Genomic DNA, 4,242 nt, shown 5'->3' on the forward strand with positions numbered 1-4,242 from the left:
GTATTCGTTGATCTTGCGCCACGAGCGTGAAGGGAGACTCTGATCTTGAGATAGACAGGGATCTTCTGGAGCGGTGCTCCATGGGAGATGGAGGTATGGCCCTCCGTGGCCGCCATGCGGGGGGTGGCCGCAAACCACCGTCAGCGGCGTCGTCTCAACGGGCGGGGTCGTGAGCGTGACGGAAAAGGCCCGGGGAGGACCGGGTCAGGTGCGGGTCGGGAAGGCGAGCGAGAGCGAACCACTGTCGAAGTGTCGAAAGAATATGGACAACGTCAGAACCGAGGTCGTGATCAAGGCTTCGGGATGAGTTCGGGGGATACCCGTTTACTGCCCGGGCGGCGTTCGGCATGTAGGTGGCGCGAGTCCGATCCTGGCTCCTGTGGGGAACGTGGGAACCTTACGCCTCCGCGGTCCGACCGGGCTTGCCTGGCTGGGTGAGGGAAACCCCAAGCGGCGGAAACCGTGAGGGGCGAGTACCGAATGGGGAGACGAAGGGGCGGACCGCCTCGTAGTAGTGGTGAAGCCTCTGTAATGGGGGTGGAGCGAAGGGGGCGGGCTGTCCGGTGACAGTACTGTCGGTCAACCGTGGATGCGGGAGGAGCCGGTCGGCGTGTCACAGCCGAAGCCGTTTGACATTGACAGGCGTCTGTTTGTGGAGGCGTTCGAGAAGGTGCGGGACAACAGGGGAGTGGCGGGAGTCGACGGCGTGACGGTGGCCATGTTCGAGGAGAGGCTGAAAGGCAACCTCTACAAGACGTGGAACCGGATGTCGTCGGGCACCTACTTCCCGCCGCCGCTGCGCGAGGTGGTGATACCGAAGCCGGAAGGCGGCCAGCGGACGCTGGCGGTGCCGACCGTGGCGGACCGGGTCGCCCAGACGGTGGCCGCGCTGGTGCTGGGGCCGAGGACGGAGCCGGGGTTCCACCCGGACTCGTACGGCTACCGGCCAGGCCGGTCGGCGTTGGGCGCGGTCGCCGCGGCGAGGCAACGCTCGTGGAAATATTCCTGGGCTATCGATCTGGATATCCGGGGGTACTTCGACAGCATTCCGTGGGACAAGCTGATGGCAGCGGTGAACACCTACCTGGATCCGGAGACCCGCTGGATCGGCCTGTATGTGGAGCGGTGGATTGCGGCCCCGCTGGTCAGGGCCGACGGGGTCACCGTGGAGCGGACGAGTGGATGCGCACAAGGCGGTCCGCTGTCGCCCCTTTTGGCTAACATTTTCGGGCACTATGTGTTCGACCGGTGGATGGCCAGAAAGTACCCGGCCGTCCCGTTCGAGCGCTACTCCGACGATGGTGTGCCACGAACGCTGAGGGAGGTTCCGGTGTAGGAGACGGAGCGCCTGAGAGCGGTGTTGCACTGGAGATGGAGGTTGGCCCTCCGGGATCGCCCTGCAGGGGGAGGTCCCAAACCGCCGCACGCCGCTGCGGTTAAGGCCCGTGGTGGTGAGCAGTTGCGGAAAAGGCGCCTTCAGGCGTCAGGTGGGAATCGGGAAGGCGAGCGGAAGCGAACCATTGGTGACAGGTCGAAACAGTATCGATGGCATCGAAAGCAGGGTCCAGTTGTTGCCCTGCGATAAGTCTGGCGGATACCTGCTTACTGGCCAGATGGTGCCCGGCCAAAAGATGGCGCGAGCCCGGTTCAGGCTCCAGTGTGAAACGTGGGAGATCCTCGCCCCGACACTCTCGGTCGTGGTTGGCGACCGGGGAGAGGGAGGGCCTCAAACAGCGGAATCTGTGAGAGGTAGAGTACCGTTGCGGGGCAGGAAGTCGGACCATCCCGTAATAGTGTTGAAGCCTGGTAACGCGGGTGGAGCGAAGGGGATGGGTTGCTCGGGGCCGCTGCTTCGTCAACCGGATTTGTCCGGGAGGAGCTGAGTGGGTGGGCCGAGCGGTCAGGGGAAACCGTTTAATATTTCCAAACTGCTTGTGTGGGAAGCCTGGAAGCGGGTGAGAGCCAACGGCGGTGCGGCAGGGATCGACGGGGTGACGGTCGAGCAGTTCGAGGCTGTTCTCAAGGACAACCTCTATGTTCTGTGGAACCGGATGTCGTCGGGGTCTTACTTTCCCTCCGCGGTCAAGGCTGTGGAGATCCCAAAATCAGGAGGCGGGGTGCGGGTTCTCGGTATTCCTACTGTCGCGGACCGGGTCGCGCAGACGGCGGCAGCCATGGTGTTGGAGCCGATCGTGGAGCCTATTTTCCACGACGACTCGTATGGTTACCGTCCGAGGCGGTCGGCGTTGGACGCGGTGGCGGTGTGCCGGAAGCGCTGCTGGCGGAGCAACTGGGTGGTTGATTTCGATATCCGGAGCTTCTTCGACAGCGTTCCGCATGACCGGATTCTGGCAGCCGTGGCGCACCATACCGACCTGAAGTGGCTCCTGCTATATGTGCAACGGTGGCTGGTTGCCCCGTCGTGCGGGCAGGACGGGTCGGTGATGAACCGGAGTCGGGGCGTTCCCCAGGGGGCCTCGATATCGCCGGTGTTGGCGAATCTCTTCCTGCATTATTCCTTCGACGCTTGGATGGCACGGGAGTTCCCGGCCGTCCCGTTTGAAAGGTACTGCGACGACAGCGTGGCGCACTGCGAGACCTTCGAAGAGGCAACACGGGTGCGTGACGCGGTCGCTGCGCGGCTGGCGGAGTTCGGGATGGAGCTACACCCGGACAAGACCCGCATCGTGTACTGCAAGGACACCGACCGGCGTGGCGATCATGAGGTCACGTCGTTTACGTTCCTCGGGTACACGTTTCGGCCACGGCTGTCCCGCAATCGGTGGGGGAAGCACTTCGTGAACTTCACCCCCGCGGTCAGCAGGGAAGCAGTCAGGCGGATGAGCCGGGAGATACGTTCCTGGCACTTCCCGCGGCGCAGCGACAAGTCGCTTCAGGATCTGGCACGCATGTTCAACCGCATCGTGCAGGGTTGGATCAACTACTTCGGACGCTTCTACAAGTCCATGTTGTATCCGCTCCTACAGCAGCTGAATACGAAGCTGGTGCAGTGGGCCACACGGAAATACAAACGGTTGAAACGCCGGGAACGTCGGGCGCGGCTCTGGCTACGGCGGATCGCGCGCCAGGAACCAGCACTGTTCGCGCACTGGCGGTTCGGCGCCTACCCCTGACGGCTGAGCAATGGGAGCCGGATGAGTCGAGAGGTTCATGTCCGGTTCTGCGAGCGGCGGCGGGTGAGATTCCCGCCGCCGACTCTCCTGGTCGTGCACTGCGTGAGGGAAAGACAGGCCCGCGCGGTGCTCGCCGATATCCGGAGGCGTCTGGGCGAGTGCGGCTTGGAACTCAACGAGGCCAAGACCCGGATCGTCTACTGCGCGGACGACGGCCGGAAACAGCCCTGGGACGGGCCGACCGGATACGACTTCCTCGGATACACGTTCCGAGGACGTACGGTCCAGCGGCGTCGCGACGGCCGGCTGTTTGTCAGCTTCACGCCCGCGATCAGTGACCAGAACGCCAAGAAGGCACGTCGAGCGATACGCCGGTGGAGAATCCACGGGCAAACGACCCGGACCCTCGAGGACCTGGCAGCGATGATCAACCCGGTGACCAGGGGCTGGATCAACTACTTCGGGGCGTTCAGGCGCTCCGCGTTGTACCCGGTCTTCCACTCCATCGACAAGTACCTGGTGCGATGGTTGCAGCGCAAGTACAAGCGGCTCACCGGACGTCCTGGGCGGGCATGGAGGACGCTTGCAGCGATCAAACGCCGCAGGCCAGCCCTGTTCGCCCACTGGACGATCGGAGCGGCCATCGGATAGCACGAGCCGGATGACGCGAGAGTGTCACGTCCGGATCTGTGGGGGCCGGCGGGTGAAACTCCCGCCGGCTACCCGGCAGGCCTCCGAGGATGGGTCGGCGCTTGACGTTCCTGGGTCAGGTCGGCGATGGGGTGGTCGGGCCGTGGTGGTTGAAGGTCACGGCCGCGGTGGGGTCGTCATCCGTTGTAGTGGGCCGCGTACTCGGCCAGGACGGTGCGCAGGTGCCGCCCACCGACGATCAGCATGCGGTCGGTGACCTCGGTCCGGACAGTGTGGACGAACCGTTCCGCGTAGGCGTTCGCGCGGGGAGCCCGGGGTGGGATCTTGACGGTGGTGATGCCGGCGTCGGCGAGAACCGCGTCGAACGATGCGGTGAACTGTCCGGCGCGGTCACGGACCAGGACCTGGAAGTCGGCAGCCCGGTCACCGAGATCCATGAGGAGGTTCCGGGCTTGTT

Annotated in this window: 3 protein-coding genes and 1 pseudogene; 3 read left to right on the forward strand and 1 reads right to left on the reverse strand. The window is 64.3% G+C overall.

What is annotated here, in order from left to right:
• Nucleotides 1–589: 589 nt before the first annotated feature.
• The 3 genes from FMEAI12_RS31510 to FMEAI12_RS31520 all read left to right on the forward strand — a co-directional run bounded on the left by FMEAI12_RS31510 (nt 590) and on the right by FMEAI12_RS31520 (nt 3,785).
• Nucleotides 590–1,336 carry a reverse transcriptase domain-containing protein gene (locus FMEAI12_RS31510; RefSeq protein WP_112108869.1) on the forward strand — a complete coding sequence of 249 codons (747 nt, stop codon included), beginning with the start codon at nt 590–592 and terminating at the stop codon, nt 1,334–1,336.
• 547 nt (nt 1,337–1,883) lie between these two features.
• Entirely contained in the window at nt 1,884–3,134 is a 1,251-nt protein-coding gene (gene ltrA / locus FMEAI12_RS31515; RefSeq protein WP_200835473.1) for a group II intron reverse transcriptase/maturase, read from the forward strand.
• 102 nt (nt 3,135–3,236) lie between these two features.
• The gene (locus FMEAI12_RS31520; protein WP_160144366.1) at nt 3,237–3,785 is read left to right on the forward strand and encodes a group II intron maturase-specific domain-containing protein; all 549 of its coding nucleotides are present in this window, start codon (nt 3,237–3,239) and stop codon (nt 3,783–3,785) included.
• Here FMEAI12_RS31520 and FMEAI12_RS31525 read toward each other — a convergent pair.
• Nucleotides 3,727–4,242: pseudogene (locus FMEAI12_RS31525) on the reverse strand (integrase core domain-containing protein); the annotation flags it as partial. The gene FMEAI12_RS31520 and the pseudogene FMEAI12_RS31525 overlap by 59 nt on opposite strands.

The organism is Parafrankia sp. Ea1.12 (genome assembly GCF_900465275.1).
Taxonomy (GTDB): Bacteria; Actinomycetota; Actinomycetes; order Frankiales; family Frankiaceae; genus Parafrankia; species Parafrankia soli.

Excerpts from the sequence above, each read along its gene's own strand:
- FMEAI12_RS31510 (WP_112108869.1), top strand. The coding sequence starts at position 590 with ATGCGGGAGGAGCCGGTCGGCGTGTCACAGCCGAAGCCGTTTGACATT.